General features: G+C 54.8%; 14 protein-coding genes. 11 read left to right on the plus strand and 3 right to left on the minus strand.

From position 1 onward, the window contains the following. Nucleotides 1-23: 23 nt before the first annotated feature. Nucleotides 24-1310, minus strand: a complete 1287-nt coding sequence (locus tag AZE99_RS09890; protein ID WP_067200429.1) for an O-antigen ligase family protein — start codon at nt 1308-1310, stop codon at nt 24-26. A 198-nt stretch (nt 1311-1508) separates the two neighbouring features. Between AZE99_RS09890 and AZE99_RS09895 the strand changes: the two genes are divergently transcribed. From AZE99_RS09895 to AZE99_RS09905, 3 genes are all read left to right on the plus strand, one after another. Next, nucleotides 1509-2387, plus strand: coding sequence for an HpcH/HpaI aldolase/citrate lyase family protein (locus tag AZE99_RS09895; protein ID WP_067200432.1), 879 nt, complete (start codon nt 1509-1511; stop codon nt 2385-2387). Nucleotides 2388-2484: 97 nt separating this feature from the next. Beyond that, on the plus strand, nt 2485-3939 hold the full coding sequence (locus AZE99_RS09900; protein ID WP_082788316.1) for a coniferyl aldehyde dehydrogenase: 1455 nt from the start codon (nt 2485-2487) through the stop codon (nt 3937-3939). A gap of 12 nt (nt 3940-3951) precedes the next feature. Beyond that, nucleotides 3952-5121 carry a CaiB/BaiF CoA transferase family protein gene (locus tag AZE99_RS09905; RefSeq protein ID WP_067200434.1) on the plus strand — a complete coding sequence of 390 codons (1170 nt, stop codon included), beginning with the start codon at nt 3952-3954 and terminating at the stop codon, nt 5119-5121. Nucleotide 5122: 1 nt separating this feature from the next. On the opposite strand, the gene AZE99_RS09910 is transcribed toward AZE99_RS09905, so the two are convergent. Beyond that, a complete protein-coding gene (locus AZE99_RS09910) occupies nt 5123-6508 on the minus strand; it encodes a DEAD/DEAH box helicase (RefSeq protein WP_082788317.1) in 1386 nt (461 codons plus the stop codon). Between the two features lie 556 nt (nt 6509-7064). Here AZE99_RS09910 and AZE99_RS09915 point away from each other — a divergent pair. From AZE99_RS09915 to AZE99_RS09930, 4 genes are all read left to right on the plus strand, one after another. After that, nucleotides 7065-8117 carry a glycosyltransferase family 2 protein gene (locus tag AZE99_RS09915; protein WP_067200437.1) on the plus strand — a complete coding sequence of 351 codons (1053 nt, stop codon included), beginning with the start codon at nt 7065-7067 and terminating at the stop codon, nt 8115-8117. Nucleotides 8118-8158: 41 nt separating this feature from the next. Continuing rightward, nucleotides 8159-8554 (plus strand): GtrA family protein, encoded by a 396-nt coding sequence (locus tag AZE99_RS09920; RefSeq protein WP_197460166.1) that lies wholly within the window; start codon nt 8159-8161, stop codon nt 8552-8554. Beyond that, nucleotides 8544-10127 (plus strand): ArnT family glycosyltransferase, encoded by a 1584-nt coding sequence (locus AZE99_RS09925; protein WP_067200441.1) that lies wholly within the window; start codon nt 8544-8546, stop codon nt 10125-10127. Before AZE99_RS09920 ends, AZE99_RS09925 begins: the two co-directional genes overlap by 11 nt. 108 nt (nt 10128-10235) lie before the next feature. Beyond that, on the plus strand, nt 10236-11072 hold the full coding sequence (locus AZE99_RS09930) for a class I SAM-dependent methyltransferase (RefSeq protein ID WP_067200444.1): 837 nt from the start codon (nt 10236-10238) through the stop codon (nt 11070-11072). A 218-nt stretch (nt 11073-11290) separates the two neighbouring features. Here AZE99_RS09930 and AZE99_RS15930 read toward each other — a convergent pair whose 3' ends face one another. Continuing rightward, the gene (locus AZE99_RS15930; RefSeq protein WP_156472200.1) at nt 11291-12007 is read right to left on the minus strand and encodes a helix-turn-helix transcriptional regulator; all 717 of its coding nucleotides are present in this window, start codon (nt 12005-12007) and stop codon (nt 11291-11293) included. A 601-nt stretch (nt 12008-12608) separates the two neighbouring features. On the opposite strand from AZE99_RS15930, the gene ggt reads away from it, so the two are divergent. From ggt to ccoN, 4 genes are all read left to right on the plus strand, one after another. After that, on the plus strand, nt 12609-14399 hold the full coding sequence (gene ggt, locus AZE99_RS09940; RefSeq protein ID WP_067200449.1) for a gamma-glutamyltransferase: 1791 nt from the start codon (nt 12609-12611) through the stop codon (nt 14397-14399). A 45-nt stretch (nt 14400-14444) separates the two neighbouring features. After that, nucleotides 14445-14990, plus strand: a complete 546-nt coding sequence (locus tag AZE99_RS09945) for a DsrE family protein (protein ID WP_067200451.1) — start codon at nt 14445-14447, stop codon at nt 14988-14990. Between the two features lie 18 nt (nt 14991-15008). Next, entirely contained in the window at nt 15009-15704 is a 696-nt protein-coding gene (locus tag AZE99_RS09950) for an endonuclease/exonuclease/phosphatase family protein (protein ID WP_067200454.1), read from the plus strand. A gap of 100 nt (nt 15705-15804) precedes the next feature. Further along, nucleotides 15805-17463: a cytochrome-c oxidase, cbb3-type subunit I gene (ccoN, locus tag AZE99_RS09955; RefSeq protein ID WP_067200457.1), complete on the plus strand. Its 1659-nt coding sequence runs from the start codon at nt 15805-15807 to the stop codon at nt 17461-17463. Nucleotides 17464-17468: the final 5 nt, after the last annotated feature.

Consider the following 17468-nt stretch of genomic DNA (forward strand, 5'->3'; position numbering starts at 1 on the left):
GGCTAGTCCTTTTCCGCTTTGCCCTACCCGTTGCTGTTATCCTCTGTAATTGGCCACAAAAGAAACACTAGGGTGATCGCGATGGTAACCGGGTAGAAGAAGACCCCGTCGACAAACGAAAAGCCAATCAAAGTGGAAACCATCAGGGCGGAAACGAGCTTCGTTGCAGGATTACATTCGCTTCTGACAAACGCCTTGCATAGCAACATGCCAAACAAGCATAGAAATATACCGCCGCCCACCAATCCCCAGTCGAAGAGAAATTGCAAAATGCTTTGATGGGGATGTTTAAACATACCGATCGCATGGTCGCTGACGAATTGATATTGATGCGCGCCAAAGCCGAATAGCGGTTTGTCAGAAAGGAGCTGAATGCTCTCCCACCACAAATCGGTCCGGCCGGAGGTGACTTGACCGCCAGTACCAGATGCCCAAAAGCGTTGTATCGCGCCAAAGGCTGAATTGTCTGGAATAGGTAGAATGACCGACACCAATGCGCCCGATCCGATCATCATTGCTGATCTGGTCAAGAACAACGCTTTGCGCATTGGCGGAAAAAATGGAAAGCAGACGGCAAAGCCGAACATGATTCCGAGAACCGGCCCTCGAGAGCCCAACCAGAGCATGACAGCAGTGTTGATAAAAAGCAGCAACATATGCACTCTCGGCGCTTTGTTCGGCCATGCGGCCAGATGCCCGAGACCGAGCGCTATTGCAGGGCCAAAAATATAGCCCGTGTGACGCAGGTTGACGAAGCCCGGCAGGCCATCGTTCCAGTTAAAGTCGCTATCCACCCCTGTAAGAAATAAAAATCCCAATATTGCCAAACCTGCCACGCTGGCTGCGAGCGGCAAAATAGTGATCAAGGATGATATGCGGTCGGAACGGGGCCGCGTCACAGACATCAGGTGGGCAACCGCTGCAAAAAACAGTACATGGACGACCCAGAACAGCGCCCCTCTTGTTGCAAGCTCGAAAACGGCGTCCGGATAGAATAGCGGCGCGACCAAAACGCCGAGCCAGGCGAACAGGAGAATTTGCACCGGCAGCTTCAGGGACGCTAGAGATGCCGACAGGTTCAAACCCGTCGCCACCGCCAGAATAAAAATGCCGATTTCCAAAAACAGGGTTGGCAGGAAAAACAGCCTTGCGGCCAATTGCCAATCGGAAAATTCGCCGTCAAAAGACGTCAGAAACAGGATATGGATAATCGGAACAGAGAACAGCAGTACAAGCCAGTTCGACACCAGCCATTCGTGCACTCCCGCATAGCGCGTGCGGCCCGGTTTTCTAGCCTTCCGCCAGTCCATTGCTATGTCGTCCCCCAGCGTTTTTCCGGCCTAATAGTCCAGACCCACCTGATCCTTGCACAGATCATGGTTAACAAAACGTAAAAACGGCGGGAACAGCTTGCCTCCGAAGCTCTTCCCCGGGCAGCCCCTCGCCTCACCATATTCAAGAGTATTTTAACGGGTTCCCTTGCGGGTAATATTTGATATGCAACTGCCATGAACGCTCCGACATTCCGACCCCGCCGATCCTGTCTCTACATGCCTGCATCCAACCCGCGCGCGCTGGCAAAGGCAAAGACCCTCGCTGCCGACACGATAATCTTCGATCTGGAAGATGCCGTGGCGCCGGATGCCAAGGAGGAAGCGCGCGAGCAGGCTTGCGCCGCTCTGCAGTCTGGTGAATATGGCAACCGCGAGCTGATCGTGCGGATCAACGCCACGGATACGCCCTGGTTTGCGCAAGACCTGCAACAAGCCTGCCGCAGTAAGGCCGACGCTGTGCTGGTACCCAAAATATTGTCCGCAGACGATATCGTGCAGATCAGCGATCTCATGGACGCCTATGACCCGCACCTGAACACGCGGCTATGGGCCATGATCGAAATGCCGCTGGCCATTCTCAATCTGAAGGAAATCGCGGCGCTTGGCGCAGAACACAGGCTGACCACTTTTGTCATGGGGTTCAATGATCTGGCAAAAGAGATGCACGCCGAACAGGATCGCTCCGTATTCGGCCCCGTCATGACCCAGGCGGTTATTGCCGCCCGCGCATATGGCCTCAATATTATCGACAGCGTGTATAATGATTTCAGTGACCCCATTGGCCTGGAAGCAGAATGTCTGGAAGCAAAGAAGCTGGGCTTTGACGGCAAGTCCTTGATCCATCCGGCACAGATTGAAACCGCCAACTGGGTTTTTGCTCCCCATGCGGACGCAATCGCGGAAGCCGAGGCGATAATCGCGGCATTCAACGACCCGGTTAACGCCGGCAAGGGCGTAATCGTCGTCGATGGCAAAATGACCGAGCTGCTACATCTCAAACAGGCCAAACAGCTGGTTGCGATCGCCGAAGCAATTGCGGCCTTTGGGAAATAGCCTCTTCTCCCTCGACAAGACATCAAAAAACCGTTTAAGTGATCAATTGAAATTGGTTTTGACAGGGCGGCAATGCCCTGCCCTTTGGAGAGCAGATATGGAAGCATTGGAAGCAGCAGCAGGCGAAGTCAGCAAAGACGAGATCATGAAGCTTTTTCAGGCCCAGCGCGATGCGTTTCATGCCGAATTGCCAGTGAGCTATCAGACCCGCATCGACCGGATCAGCCGGACAGCGCAAATGATTATCGATCACCAGGATGCTCTGTGCGAAGCGGTTTCCAACGACTTTGGTCATCGCAGCTCGGTGCAAACCGCGATGACCGATCTGATGTCGATCGTCGGCCATGCCAAGGATCACAAGAAAAATCTGAAAAAATGGATGCGCCCCGAAAAGCGCAAGACCGATTTTCCTCTCGGCCTGCTCGGCGCCAGCGGCCAGGTGGAATATCAACCGAAAGGCGTGGTCGGGGTCATTGCACCCTGGAATTTCCCGATCAACCTCGCCTTTGATCCGGCAATCGGTGCCTTGGGTGCCGGCAATCGCGTGATCATAAAATTTTCCGAATTCACGCCGGAGACCGGAGAATTGTGCAAGAAACTGGTCGCCGACTATTTCGCGCCGGAAGAGATGCTGGTGATTACCGGCGGGCCGGAAACCGGCAAGGCCTTTTCGGAAATTCCGTGGGATCATCTGATCTTTACCGGTGGTGGCAGCATCGCGAAACATGTCATGGCCGCAGCGGCACAGAATCTGACACCGGTCACGCTGGAGCTGGGTGGTAAATCGCCAACGATCATCGGTCCTGATGCCGACATCCAACGGACAACGCAGCGGATTGCCCTGGGCAAGATGATGAATGCCGGCCAGATCTGCCTCGCGCCCGATTACCTGCTGGTCCCGCAGGACAAGGAAGAGGCGATCGTCGAAGGCATTAAATCCAATGTTGCCGAGCAATATCCGACGTTAATCGCCAATGACGACTATACTTCGGTGATCAATGCCCGGCACAAGGAGCGTTTGCAGAGCCTGATCGACGATGCGGTACAAAAAGGCGCAAAACAGACGATCGTCAATCCAGGCAATGAGGATTTCTCCAACACCAACAGCAACAAGATGCCGCTGACTGTGCTGCAGAATGTCAGCGACGACATGCGGGTGATGCAGGAAGAGATTTTCGGCCCCGTATTGCCGGTTAAATCCTATCGCCATCTCGACGAAGTGATTGACTATGTGAATGATCATGACCGGCCGCTGGGACTATATTATTTCGGCGAGGCGGAAAGCGACAAGCGCAAGATACTCGACAAGACGATATCCGGTGGCGTGACAGTGAATGACGTGATCTTCCATATCGCTCAGCATGATCTGCCGTTCGGTGGAATCGGTCCTTCCGGCATGGGCGCCTATACCGGTCACGATGGCTTCAAGGAGTTCAGCCATGCCAAGGCAGTGTTCCGTCAGCCGAAGATCAATATTGCCAAAATCGCGGGCTTCCTGCCGCCTTATGGCGACGCGACGCAAAAAACGCTGAAACAGCAGATGAAATTCTGACGTCAGGCAATAATGGCAGATTTTCCTCTAGCAGGACTGAAAGTCCTCGATTTTTCACGCGTCGTCGCCGGGCCTTATGCCACGCGCATGCTCTCCGACCTTGGTGCCGATGTGCTCAAGGTCGAACCGCCGGAAGGGGATGTCACCCGCAAGCTCGGCAATCCGGGCGAAGGGGTCAGCGGCTATTATCTCCAGCAAAATATCGGCAAGCGCAACATCTGCGTCGATCTGAAAGCCCCTGGTGCACGCGATCTGATCCTGAAACTGGCCGCCGAAGCCGATATCGTCACCGAGAATTTCCGCCCCGGTGTCATGGACAAGTTCGGCATCGGCTGGGAAGATTTGTCCAGGGTCAATCCGCGGCTGATCATGCTGTCGATCTCCGGCTATGGCCAGACCGGACCTGATCGCAAAAAGGCCGCTTATGCCCCGGTGCTGCATGCCCAGTCCGGGCTGATCGCGCGACAGGCAGAAATCGGCGAGGCAAAGCCCGTGGATATCCAGCTGGCCGTGGCCGACAGCTATAGTTCGCTGCACGGGGTCATCGCCATATTGTCGGCGCTGCGCGTCAGGGACCAGAGCGGCGAAGGTCAGCATATTGATCTGGCGATGATCAGCGTGCTCCATTCGGTCGACGACTATGCCTATTGGGCGCTCGACGATGATTGGCCGAAACCGGAAGAGAATAGCGTCTGGGACGCGCCTGAAGGGCGGCGGATCCTGATCACCGGCGACATGAAATGGATATGGGTGATGTTCTCGACGCGCGACGGACTGGTCGACCCGACGCCAGCGGGCGCGGATATAGAGACCAAGGTGCGGATGCGACGGGAAGCCATGGAGCAGCATATGCTGGATCATGAGAGTTTCGACGCACTGACCGGGACGCTCGACCGGCTCAACCTCGCCTGGGGCGAAGTTCATCCCTTTGGACCGGCGGTCTATGAACAGCCCAGCGTTAAGGCGCTTGACGTGGTAGTCGACATCACCGACGATGCCGGCAATGCGCGGCGCACCATCCAGTCGCCCTATCGTTTCTCGAAATCGAAAAGCGGCATCGACAGCAATGCCAGAACCGCAAAACGCGGCGAACATAATGTCGCCGCGCTTCGGGATTGGTTGGATATGGGTGATGAGGAAATCAGCGCCCTTGCCGAAAGCAAGGCGCTGATTTCAGATTAGCCTAGGCGTCGGCGTTGCGCGCCTGACGACGTTTGAATGACTTCGCACCATTATTCCAGTGCTTCGGTCCGTCGCTCTTGGCTCCGGCACCTGCGCTAGAACCCGGCCCACCGCGTCCGGAACCGCCGCCGCCAGGGCGACCCTTGCGAGCGCTATGCTTGTTCTTGGGCGGTCCGCTGCGGGTTGGCGTCGCGCCATATTTCTTGGGCTTCTGGCCATAGATGCGCGAAGCAACTTCCTCGCGCGGCGGCTCGTCATAACCTTCTGGCAATGCGATAACGTCCGGTTTCACGCCGGTCAGTTTCACGACATCGCGGAGGAACTGACGCTCATCCGGTGCCACCAGCGAGTAGGAGATACCGCTCGCCCCTGCCCGTGCTGTCCGGCCGATCCGGTGGACATATTGTTCCGACACATTCGGCATGTCGAAGTTGATGACATGGGTAATGCCGTCGACATCGATACCGCGCGCCGCAATATCGGTGGCAACAAGAATGTTGATCTTGCCCTTCTTGAAGTCACCCAGAGCGCGTTCGCGCTGTGGCTGGCTCTTGTTGCCGTGGATGGCAGCGGAGTGGATGCCCACCGCCATCAGATTTTTCACAACCTTGTCGGCACCATGTTTGGTCTGGGTAAATACCAGCATGTGATCAGGATTTTCCTTGTTGATGAAATCCTTCAGCAGACGCTGCTTGTCGTCCTGGTTGATATAGGTGACCTTCTGGTCAACCCGCTCGGCCGTCGTCGACTGCGGCGCAACCGAAACCTGGACCGGATTGGTCAGGAACTGGTCGGCCAGCTGCGAGATGGTCTTGGGCATGGTCGCCGAGAAGAACAGGCTCTGACGCTGTTTAGGCAGCATCGGAACGATTTTCTTGAGCGGAACAATGAACCCGAGATCGAGCATCTGGTCGGCTTCATCGAGCACCAGGATTTCGACCTTGGACAGAGTCAGGTAGCGCTGGTCGATCAGATCGAGCAGACGACCCGGGGTTGCCACCAGTACGTCGACACCGCGCTCGAGAATGCGCTTCTGCCGGTTGATCGGCACGCCGCCGAAGGCAGAGGTGATGAACAGGCCGAGACCTTTGGAATAGCCGGTCATGCTGTCGGCAATCTGACGCGCCAGTTCACGGGTCGGAGCCAGTACCAGCATCCGGCACTCATAACGTCCGGCACGGCGTTTGTCGTTCAGCAGATGATGAAGCGAAGGCAGCGAGAAGGCTGCCGTCTTGCCGGTACCGGTTTGCGCGATGCCAAGAATGTCCTTGCCTTCAAGCGCAGGGGGGATGGCTTGCTGCTGGATCGGGGATGGAGTGGTGTAGCCGCCTTCGGCCACGCGTTTTTGAATAGGTTCCGCCAATGCGAAATCAGAAAATTTAGTCAATTTTTTATACCTTGTAATAGCAGCAAGTGTCCAGCGCACAGCATGGAAGCTATACGCGTGTTCGCCGTCTGTTAAGACGACCCGCGTGATCAGGCTGCCGGAAAGAAAGAAGCAATGAAGGCGATAGGTTCGAGATGATCTTGTCACCTCTCACGCAGAACTTCCGCCAGACGGTCAATCGATATTGCCGCCCTTGCTGCGATGCAACATAGGTGTTTTTGAGATTAAGTCAAGCGGTGTGGTTTCGCCCTGCGAATTTCCGGTTGGCATGTTCTTCTCGCTGGGTCGCTTCGGGATGGATATGCGCTTCCTGTCGAAAGCGGGTCCTGACTTTTGCTCATTTTGTGCGAAGACAACCAGGTCGCAGGCAGTCGTTTACTGAAACAACCTGTGATCATTTCAATGCCGGGCCGAAAGCGGAAGCTGCGGTTTCAGTGGTGCAGCGCACGAACATCCAACTTCTATCGAATAGGTCAGGTAGATCTGAACGATGGCGCAATGGTTTAGCAGAATTTAATCTTTCTTCACTAGCAAAACACTTTTCCAGTGGTGCATAATGAACATCGAACGTGCGACGATAAAACCGAAAATTGCGGTAGTCATCCCCTGCTTCCGCGTGCGCGAACATATATTGTCCGTTTTGGCGGCTATCGGACCCGAAATTGCCGCGATCTACGTCATCGATGATAAATGCCCTGACCAGAGCGGTGATCTTGTACTGACAGAAAATCGTGATCCGAGGGTCAAAGTATCAATCCACGAAGAGAATAAAGGCGTGGGTGGCGCGGTGATGACAGGATATCAGGCGGCGCTCGGCGATGGCGCTGATATCGTGGTCAAAGTTGACGGTGATGGTCAGATGGACCCGTCCCTTATTTCCGAGCTGATCCATCCGATTGTAACAGGGCGAGCGGATTACACCAAAGGTAACCGGTTTTATTCCATCTACTATGTGCGGCAAATGCCGCGCATGCGGTTGTTCGGCAATGCTGCCTTGTCGTTCATGACGAAAATTTCGAGCGGATATTGGAGCATTTTCGATCCGACCAACGGTTTTACTGCCATTCATCGGACGGCCTTGTCGCGCCTCGAGCTTCGCAATATTTCCGAGCGATATTTTTTCGAATCCGACATGCTCATCAATCTTGGCAATATCCGGGCTGTTGTAAGCGACGTCCCGATGGAGGCCAAATATGAGGAGGAAGAGAGCAACCTCAAAATACGCGACGTTGTCGGACAGTTTTTCACCTCCAACATCCGCGAGACGACAAAGCGGGTGCTTTACAGCTATTTCATGCGCGATTTCAGTCTCGCCTCCGCGCAGCTTGCAATCGGCATGTTGTTTCTGCTCTTCGGCGTCCTGTTTGGCACCTATAACTGGTATCTCTCGATGAGCATGGGCGATACCGCGTCGACCGGTACGGTCATGATCGCGACCCTGCCGATCATCCTGGGTTTTCAGCTGGTACTGGCCTTTCTGGGCTTTGACATGGGCAATGAACCCAAAACTGTTTTGCATGAACCGCGCAGGCGGAGAAGCGATCATCTGGACCCGGCCCTACCGGGTGACGCCACCAACGAAGGCGCAAATCGCGTCAGTCATCAATGATGCGAGGACGCATTTCCCATATCTTGGGCGCAGAGCAAAGCTTGTCCGCGCAAGCCATGCGATATCTGATCGTGGGCGGACTTGTTTTTGCGTTTGATTTCGGCGTGTTTACCGGCCTGTTGCTCTTGAACCCCCACTGGCTGTTCGCCGCTAATATCGCCGGAAAAATCGGCGGCGCGCTTTTGGGCTTTTTCCTGCACCGTCACTTCACTTTTTCGTGGCAAAAGCGCCAGCGAGCATCGACGCAGTTCATATCCTATGGCGCGGTTCTTTTGCTCAATCTGATCATTTCATCCGGGCTGGTTTATCTATTCGTTATATCGATGAATATCGAGGCGCTCATTGGCAGGCTCTTCTCCGACATTGTCACCATTGTCCTGGCCTTTTTATTGAGCCGCAATCTGGTTTTCAGACGGGGCACGCAAGATGATCAATAATCTGCAACATCTACTGGATCGGCGGCCCGGCGCCATTGCTCTATTCATCCTGTTTTTGGCTCTTACGGCTTGGGCTTGGGTCGGGTTTTTGGGTTCGGATGATGTTACCTACGCGATCGGAGCTTATGGCTGGATCGAACAATTTCCGTTTGTTGGCGGCCATGGAACCATCCGCTACCCGATTACCATTCCCATGGCCCTTTCGTTTCTGACTTTCGGCCATAATGAATATGCCATGGTCCTGCCCAGCTATCTGGCGATGGTGGCACTGCTGCTCTGCATTTGGCGATCCATCGTCCATATTTCCGGAGTTTTTGCAGCAAACCTGAGCCTGCTGTTGCTGGTCACCTTGCCGCTTGTCGTAGTCCAGACCACCATCGCGAGCGTTGATATTGTCGAGGCCTTTTTTCTGTTCGCTTCGGTGCTATTCTATGCGCGCTACGCCCGTGGTGAAGGACGGATGCGGGACTTGCTGTTTTCCGGCATGCTGGCCGGCCTGGCCTTCCTCACCCGCGAAACCGCAATTTTCATCGCGGTCTTTTATGCCATTCTCTTTCTGCGCGGCTACAAGTTCAGCCGTGTGCGTTATCTGACGATTGCCGCTGGCTTCTTGATGATATGGGCGCTTGAAATTGCCTATCTGTGGATCATGACGGGCGACCCGTTGTTTCGGTTCAACATTTCGATGAACCATGATGCCACGATCGACCGGAGCATTGATCTTGCCGGCAATCTTATCATTCATCCCGCCATTGATCCGCTGCTGGTGCTGCTGTTCAATCAGGAATTCATGCTGCTGTTCTGGATTGGTGTGCCCCTGTCAATTTGGTTTTGCTTTTCCGGCCCTGATACGGTTTTGCGCCAGTTTGCACGGATCATAACATTATTCGGAACAAGCTGGTTCATCTGCGTCGGCGCGGCGGTAACCTTGCTGCCGCTAAACCCACGCTATTTCCTGATCACTGCCCTGGCGATAGCGATTGTCGCGGGTATAGCCTTGTATCAGCTTTGGATCACCAAAGGACGAGCGCGAACTGCGATTGCAATATTATTCATCATAGTGGCGACAAATTTACTCGGCATTTTTGTCGAGAACAGACAACCGTTGTTCGGAGAACGGCAGCTGGCGCAGATAGCGGCTCAGAATAGCGAGATCATTTATACCGATCCCATGACGCGCTACCGTGCCGATATGCTGTTGAAATGGGAGAATGAGCAAGCTGCGGTCATCGGCGATATACCGCCTGACGGCGCGCTATTTCTGTACAATCCGGCGAAGTTCGAGAGCAGCAATCGTTTCATGGATGCGGACATGCAGACACTGCTAACGCCAAAGCCAGAATGGGAGATGGTAGAAACTTCCGAACCAACGCCCGAACTGATAGTGACCTTGACGGAAAAAACGGGAGCAGACCGCTTCATCCCGGGAAGCATATGGCAAAAATTGCGCTACCGGCACCAGCCAGTGACACTATATCGCGTTCCCGGCCGGACTTCCCCAAGAAGCCCAACGCCTTCAAACAGACAGAATAATTCGGACGCCCGCGTTCAGACAATGACCGCAACCAACTGAACGACAAGCACCGAATACCGGCTCCTCTCTACCGGCGAGCATCCATTTCCCAGCCTAGCGGCCGCCAAAAAACTATCAATTCCGGCAGATATATTTATGGCCTAGCCGATGACCGACACAAAGCCCCATAATCGCGACAAGAATTATCTCGTCAAAAGCGACAGCCCTTTTCTGAAGGCGCTCGGCGTTTCCAACGACGCCGGAGAGATCAAACCCAATAAATATGCGAAATATCGGCAAATCTGCCGTTTTGTCGAAATTTTCATCGAGCGGATCGAGCGGACTCAGGCGGTAAAACAGAAACGGGTCAAGGTTCTGGATATCGGATCGGGCAAGGGCTATCTGACCTTTGCGATGTATGATCAACTGGCCAAGGCGGGACTCAACCCGAAGATTGACGGTGTTGATACACGCACGGAAATGGTCGACCTGTGCAATGAAGCAGCGCAAACGTCCGGCTTTGAAAATCTGGCGTTTCACAACATGAAGGCCGAGGATTTCGTTCAGGGCTATTATGATGCGATCATCGCCCTGCACGCCTGCGACACGGCGACGGATGATGCCTTATTCTATGGCATAAGGTCGAAATCCAAACTGATCGTCTGCGCGCCCTGTTGCCAGCACGAGGTTCTGGTCGACCTGCAGAAGAGCGAGACCGCAAACCGGAAATTCATCTCGCACGGCCTGTTCCTGCAAAAACAGGCCGACCTGATCACCGACAACAGCCGCGTGATGCTGCTCCGGTCGCAGGGCTACCAGGTCGATGTCATCGATTTCGTCTCTACCGAGCACACGCAAAAGAACACGCTGATCACAGCCATCAAGAAGAACAAGCCGTCGCCTAAATATCTCGAGCAATATGAAGCCTATAAAAAGGCCTATGGTTTTGGCGGGATCAAGCTGGAGGCGCTGATGCGCGAAGCTGGATTGATCCGCCCGGAATAAAATCCAGGCGTTGTTTTCGCGCCGCTGTCGCTAACCACCGCTCCAATACATCTCGCCGGTCCAGGTCACCTTGAAAGAGAGCATCGGTATTGACGGGCCTTGACGGCCGCAACTTGCCCGGAATCAGATAGGCTTCTTTCAGGCCCAAGCGCTATCTTCCCTAAGTTGAAAGCGTGGGAGTCATGTTACCTTTCGAACGATGGCAAGAATGGATTTTGTCAGAGCCGCACAAGTCCAAGATGAAGCCCTTTTAGAATTGCAGCAATCCTGTGGTTCACGCTTAACTTCTCGAAAATACGACGCACATATGTATCAACAGAGCTGCCCGAAATATCCAGAATTGTCGCTATATCAGAATTGGATTTGCCGCGAGCAATCCACAAAAGGACCTCATTTTCTCGATTTGAAAGGCTGGGAATGCTGCTTTCGCCGCGCTCAGCCAGCCGGACCATCTTATTGTGAAAAATCTCCGTTTTATCGGTTAGTTGCCGAAGCGAATCGGCATCGCTGGCGATTATTTCGCGACCAAATGAATAGGTAACATAGGCTTCGCGGCCCTGCGGGCCATAAAACGGCGCCGCCCAGCCGTGAATCAGGCCATGTTCCTCCATTAATTGGACAAACGCAGACTGCTCCGGAGTAAGATCTTGCTCTTCAATCGCCTGTTTCCACGTCATCGACTTACCCGTGCGTGTGACATAGTCGGCAATCGGGTCGTGCTTTCGGACGTCGTAATCGTCATCATATAACGACGCCCATGTGTCGGAGAATCCAAAATGGAAGAGCTGGGCAGCTTCGTCTAGTTGAGAACGGTAAGCAGGGACCAAACGGTAACTCGCACTCGTGACGCCGATCGAACGGGCGAATTTTCTCGCCTCAACTAAGAGTGAGATAAGAGCCCTAATATCTCCATATAAATTTGGCGATAAAGCCACAGCTAAACTCCTATGCCGGTCATCGACCAAATTTTTCAGAACTGGAACTCAATATATAAAAACAACTCATATGTATTGTCAATCAAGGGATAAGTGGTGATTTCTATGGGGAAAATTAAAAACCCGAACGTCCATAAATATATGATGGAAAACGATATTAATAGTTATTTTCATTTGCCCATTTCTAATCGAAATGACACGCTAATGAATGATATTCTGTAATAAAAATACCCATTACCAAAGCAATACATAAAATCTATTGCTCAAATATGGGCAGAAACCAAAGCGAAGGAGGGAAGAATAAGTTCTTACTCATTTTATCCCTGCTGTGAAGAATTACTCAACCTTGCTAGTATATTCGCAAATTCACATCCATCCGAGGCAATCTTGAAATCAATGACAAATTTTTAGCTCTAACAAGCATCCAATATTGAGGCGTTAGCTGACTGACTGCTTATACATTTGAATGGCCTCGGCTGGGCGGCCACTCAAATATAGACACTGGCCATCGTTCCTACTTGATGCGGCAAGCAGACTGGTTAGAGTGGCTCATTGGCCTCGCATCGCGCGAGGCACATGCCCCTTCAAGACGGATGATATTATGCGCAACCTGCTTCTTTCCACTATTGCTCTCGCCGCTTTCACAATCAGCCCTGCTGCCGCGCAGGAAACAGCGGCTCCGGAAAAGCCGGCACTTGATATCGGTGGTGGCGGACGGCCGGTTGGCGAAGCCTGGTCGCGCAGTCCGGTTCATGCACAGCATGGCATGGCGGCGACAGCCCATCCGCTGGCCAGCCAGATCGCCATCGACATATTGAAAAAAGGCGGCACCGCCGTGGATGCCGCGATAGCGGCGAACGCGGCCCTGGGCCTGATGGAGCCGACCGGCAACGGCATTGGCGGCGATCTGTTCGCGATTATCTGGGATCCGAAGACGCAGAAATTATACGGCCTGAACGGATCGGGCAAAAGCCCGATGGGGACCAGCTACCAGCAGTTCATCAAGCAGCTCAAGGGCAGCAAGACGATTCCGCCCTTTGGCCCGATGCCGATCACCGTACCCGGGACAGTCGACGCATGGTTCGAAATGCACGGAAAGTTCGGCAAGCTGAGCATGGCCGACATTCTTGCGCCCACAATATCCTACGCCAACGAAGGCCATCCGGTAGCTCCGGTAATCGGCTATTATCTCGACAGCAATCTCAAGCGGTTCGAGCAAAGCCTCGATATGATCGGTGATTTCGACAATGCGCGGAATACCTATTTCAAGAATGGCGCGCCCAGGGCGGGAGAGATTTTCAAGAACCCCGATCTCGCCAATACACTCGGCAAGATTGCTACCGGTGGCCGCGATGCCTTTTACAAGGGCGACATTGCGAAAACCATCGACGCCTATTTCAAGCGGATTGGCGGCAATCTGCGCTACGAGGATTTTGCCGCGCACAGCAGCTTATGGGTAGAACCGGGCTGCGTTGACTATCGCAAGGGCTATGAACTATGCGAACTGCCGCCAAACTCACAAGGTTTTGCGGCGCTGCAAATGGCGAATATCCTGAAAAATGTTGATCTGGCCCGATGGCCGCGGGGCAGCGCTGAAGTGCTGCACTATATCACCGAGGCCAAACGACTGGCCTTTGAAGATGTCGCGCGCTTTTACGCTGATCCGGAGGCATCCCCTGCCCCGCTGGAATGGCTGTTGTCGGATGATTATGGCAAAGAGCGTTTCGACCTGATCGACCCGGCAAAAGCCACGTCCGGCTTCGGCCCCGGCGAGCCCAAGCTGGAAGGCGAAGGCGACACGACCTATCTCACCGTCGCCGACAAGGATGGCATGATGGTCTCGCTGATCCAGTCCAATTATCGCGGCATGGGTAGCGGGCTGGTTGCAGACGGGCTCGGCTTCATGTTTCAGGATCGCGGCGAATTATACTCGCTCGATGCCAAGCATCCCAATGCCTATGCGCCCGGCAAGCGCCCGTTCCAGACGATCATTCCGGCCTTCATGAAGAAGGACGGCAAGCCGTTCATGTCCTTTGGCCTGATGGGCGGCGGTATGCAGCCGCAGGGCCATGTCCAGGTGATGATCAACATGGTGGACTATGGCATGAACCTGCAGGAAGCCGGCGACGCGGCACGCCTGAACCATGATGGTGGCCGCCAGCCGACCGATGATCTGGCGGGAACCGGCGCTGATCTTCTGGGTATACTCCATGTCGAACCGGGTATATCGGCGGAAACGATCGAACGGCTCAAGGCGATGGGCCACGAGGTTAAAGTCGTGAGCAATGGTGCAATGTTTGGCGGCTATCAGGCGATCACGCGCGATGCGAAGACTGGCGTGTACACCGGCGCGACCGAAATGCGTAAGGACGGTCAGGCGATTGGCTACTAAAATGGCGACAAGATTGCCTCAAACAGCAAACGAACAGGATCAAAAATGAAAATAATCCGTCTCGCCCTGATGCTCCCCTTGTTGGCGCTCGCACAAACCGCGTCGGCGCAGATGGAAAATTTCAAACCTGGACCGGTCTTCGAATCTTTTGGCCCGACGGCACCAGTTGAGCAAAGCGAACCGGTGGCGAAAGATGCTATGTTCAACATTGCCTTCGACGTCGCCACGCCCGCTGAATCGGGCAAGATCAATCGCACCATCGAAAGCGCTGCCCGCTTCATCAACATGCACGTTGCCGCTGGCGTTCCGGAAGAGAATATCCGTCTTGCCATCGTCGTCCATGGCGGTGCCTCGCTCGATCTCACCAGTCAGGAATTTTTCGCGGCGCACAAGGATGGCGCACAAAATGCCAGCGCAGCAGCCATCGCGCAATTGCAGGAACATGGCGTGATATTCTATCTCTGTGGCCAAAGCGCGGCGGCCCATGGCATCGACAATGCCGACCTGCTGCCGGGCATTAATATGTCTCTCTCCGCAATGACCGCCCATGCCTTGCTGCAACAGCAGGGCTTTACCATCAACCCCTTCTGAACCAGCGGCAAACGCGTTATGTTGAAGGTCGCAAGCTATAATATTCACAAGGGCATCGGTACGGATCGACGGCGCAATCCGGGCCGGATCATCGATGTGCTGAACGAAATCGACGCCGATATCATCGCGCTGCAGGAGGCGGATCGCCGCTTTGGTGCGCGAGCCGCCGCCATCCCTGAAAAACTGCTGGAAATGCACAGCGACTATCGCGCGATTCCGCTGGATGTACAGATCGATTCAATGGGCTGGCATGGCAATGCGATATTGGCCCGCAAATCTGCGACGGTGATCGCGCATGATATCATGCATATCCCCTGCCTCGAACCGCGCGGCGCGATCATGGCCCATTTCGAACTGGCAGGACAACAGCTGGCAGTTTTCGGTATGCATCTCGATCTGTCCGGCCTGTGGCGCAGACGGCAGGCCGCAGCCATCATCAAGCTTGCACAGGAAAAGCAAAAAGACGCGCCGGTGCTGCTGATGGGCGATCTCAACGAGTGGAGCGCGGCCGGCGGCTGTCTGAAGGATTTCGGCAAGGCTTTCGAGATGATCCATTGCGGTCGGAGCTTTCATTCCCGCGGCCCGATTGCGACGCTCGACCGGATCATGCACTCGGACGGCATCCGCTCATTCGAGGCGGGCGTCCACGATAGCCCGTCGGCGCGCAAGGCATCCGACCATTTGCCGGTATGGGCCAAAATCGCGGTCGACTGAACGCCTGCCCGCCAGTTTATTGCCCAACTACGTAACTCTACTGATATAGCCCCAACCGGCAGACTGCTAGCGGCTTTCCTATAGAACGGGGAAGGACGTTATGGACAATTTACTGGTGAAGGCCGGCGGGTGGTTGCTGCTCGTGTTTTTGGCATTCGTTGCGATGGTATTGGCTGCGGATGGAGGATTTGCCGTGCATATGGCAATCATCATGATCGCCTGCCTGATCGCGCTCTGGGTGACGGTCAGCAAGGCTGATTATGCCGCCATCGGGCGCGGCATATTGAGAGCGCCCGCAGATCCCGGCAAATATGACGACGATCCGATCCGCTGGGGCGTGATCGCGACCCTGTTCTGGGGCATGGCGGGCTTCGCTGTTGGCTTGTTCATCGCTCTGCAGCTCGCCTTTCCGGTGCTCAATCTGGGGCTGGAATATACCACTTTCGGGCGACTCCGCCCGCTGCACACTTCTGCCGTCATTTTCGCTTTCGGAGGCAATGCGCTGATTGCGACGAGTTTCTATATCGTCCAGCGCACTTGCAGGGCGAGGCTGGCCTTCCCCCGCCTCGCCCGTTTTGTCTTCTGGGGCTATCAGCTGTTCATCGTGCTGGCCGCTACCGGCTATCTTTTGGGCGTCACCCAGTCGAAGGAATATGCCGAGCCCGAATGGTATGTCGATATCTGGCTCACCATTGTCTGGGTCAGCTATGCAGCCGTGTTCATCGGCACGATCGTCAAGCGCTCGGAACCGCATATCTATGTCGCCAACTGGTTCTTCCTGGCATTCATCCTGACCGTGGCGATGCTGCATCTGGTCAATGGCCTGGCGATGCCGGTCAGCCTGCTCGGCGCAAAAAGCTACAGCGCCTTTGCCGGGGTTCAGGATGCGCTGACCCAATGGTGGTACGGCCATAATGCGGTCGGCTTTTTCCTGACCGCCGGCTTCCTTGGCATGATGTATTATTTCGTGCCGAAACAGGCCGAGCGACCGGTCTACAGCTATCGCCTGTCGATCATCCACTTCTGGTCGCTGATCTTCCTCTATATCTGGGCCGGTCCGCACCATCTTCACTATACCGCGCTGCCCGACTGGGCGCAGACGCTGGGCATGGTCTTCTCGATCGTCCTGTGGATGCCAAGCTGGGGCGGCATGATCAACGGCCTGATGACGCTGAACGGCGCCTGGGACAAGATCCGCACCGATCCGATCATCCGGATGATGGTGCTCGCACTCGCCTTTTACGGCATGAGCACGTTCGAAGGCCCAATGATGTCGATCAAATCGGTCAACAGCCTGTCGCATTATACCGACTGGACCATCGGCCATGTGCACAGCGGTGCGCTCGGCTGGAACGGCATGATCACCTTCGCCGCGCTATACTTCATGGTGCCGCGTCTCTGGGGTCATCCGAGATTGTACAGCCTGCGGATGGTGAACTGGCACTTCTGGCTCGCGACCATCGGTATCGTTCTCTACGTCGCCTCGATGTGGGTCGCCGGTATCATGCAGGGCCTGATGTGGCGCGAATATGGTGACGACGGCTATCTCGTCTACGCCTTCAGCGAAGTCGTCTCGGCGATGTTCCCGATGTATCTGATCCGCGCAGCCGGTGGCCTGCTCTATCTCGCTGGCGCAGCCGTGATGATCTACAATGTCTGGATGACCATTGCCGGCAAGGTCCGGGATGAGAAATCGATGACCGAAACACCCTATGACCAATCCGCCGACAAGCCGCTGGTCGCGGCCCCGGCAGAGTGAGGGAG

This window comes from Sphingorhabdus sp. M41 (assembly GCF_001586275.1).
Lineage (GTDB): Bacteria > Pseudomonadota > Alphaproteobacteria > Sphingomonadales > Sphingomonadaceae > Parasphingorhabdus.